The 1124-nt window shown below is 73.8% G+C and carries 2 pseudogenes; both read left to right on the top strand.

The features are described 5' to 3' along the window. Positions 1–893 (top strand): annotated as a pseudogene (locus ABZ281_RS50220) (serine/threonine protein kinase); the annotation flags it as partial. Positions 894–985: 92 nt separating this feature from the next. Next, a pseudogene (locus ABZ281_RS50215) lies at positions 986–1124 on the top strand (serine/threonine protein kinase); the annotation flags it as partial.

Below are 1124 nucleotides of genomic sequence, written 5' to 3'. Positions count from 1 at the left end.
GGCGGCGGCCGAACGGGGCGCAGGCGTACGTGCCCACGCAGTACGGCGGGGCGACACCGCACCGGGACTCCCACAGCGGCACGGGGACGGCCGCCACCGGCACCGGCCCCGTCGGCACCGGCTCGGGTTCGCACACCCGGACCCCGCTCCCGCCGCCGGCCGGCACCCCGGCCACCGGGACGTCCACGGCCGGTACTCCGCCCTACGGCCCCACCGGACCCACGACGGTCGGCCCGACGGGGACGGGCCCGCCGCCGACCGGTACGGGCAGACGCCGCAGGTTGCGCACCCTCGCCCTGGTCGTCGCGCTCGCGGCCATCATCGGCGGGGGCACGGCCGTGGTGCTCCAGCAGTGGCATCAGAACCGGCAGGGCGGATCCGGCTCGTCGGTCTCGACGACGGAGGGGCCGGGGGGATCGGTTCCGGCCAGCTGGACCCCCTACGACGACCCCGCGGGGTTCAGCCTCTACCTGCCGAGGGGCTGGAAGCGCACGCCGTACGGCCCGCAGGGCGAGCTCAAGCAGATCGACTACTCACCGGACGGCGGCCGGCACTTCGTCCGGATCGCCGTCGACACGTCACCGGACTTCGCCGACCCCTACGCCCACCAGCTCGACCTGGAGCAGCAGCTTCAGCGGCTGGTCGACTACAAGCGGGTCACGCTGGAGCGCAACGTCTACCGTGACCGGGAGGGCGCCCGGTGGGAGTACACCTGGACCGCCCAGCCCAAGGACACCACGTTCCCCGGCCCGCGCCGGGCCGTCGAGGAGACGTACGTCGCCCGCGACGGCACCGAGTACGCGCTCTACATGTCGGCCCCCGCCGCGGACTGGCCGACGGCGAGCAAGCAGTTCACCGCGCTGCTGCAGGGCTGGCAGGAGAAGACCTCCTGAGGCGAGGACACGCCTGATGGGGGGCTGTCTGTTTCGGCCACCGGCAGCTCGCCGCCCCGGAGTGGTTCCGTCCGTTGGGGCATGATTGCCGCATGGGGACCGAGGGGCACAACAGGCGTGTCATCGCGGGCCGTTACCGGCTCGAGGAGAAACTCGGGCGCGGCGGCATGGGTGTCGTCTGGCGGGCGACCGACCGGTTGCTCGGCCGGAGCGTGGCCGTCAAGGAGCTCC

The organism is Streptomyces sp. NPDC006265 (assembly GCF_040613555.1).
GTDB lineage: Bacteria > Actinomycetota > Actinomycetes > Streptomycetales > Streptomycetaceae > Streptomyces.
Note: the sequence above shows the minus strand (reverse complement) of the source record. Positions and strands in the feature narration are given on the sequence as shown.